Source organism: Dellaglioa sp. CoH-57-MRSF-20 (assembly GCF_056781955.1).
Map to the genome: position 1 here is coordinate 1 of NZ_JBXAXV010000218.1, position 303 is coordinate 303.

Below are 303 nucleotides of genomic sequence, written 5' to 3' on the forward strand. Positions count from 1 at the left end.
CCAAGACCGAGGGCTATGTGGTCCCGAACGAGCTGAAGTGGATCGAGCCGATGGTGATCCGTGCCGATGCTGAACAGCGCAAACTCGGGGTCAACCATCCGTACGTGTATGTAACGGTTCGCTGCGGCCCCATGAAGAGTGTGAGCGACGATGTGTGGCACGTGGATGGCTTCTCGATGCGTGTACCACACGTGACGGAACAGAATTACATCTGGTCGGATCACACGCCAACCGAAATCCTGAAACAAAACTTTGCATTTCCGTCCGATTTCCATCCGATGGTGTACAACATTCACCAGTTCT

General features: G+C 53.8%; 1 protein-coding gene. It reads left to right on the forward strand.

Annotated elements, in window-relative coordinates; all coding sequences use genetic code 11:
- Nucleotides 1-303: hypothetical protein (locus AC1RPN_RS08825; protein WP_481763814.1), on the forward strand; the 303-nt coding region annotated here is incomplete at both ends.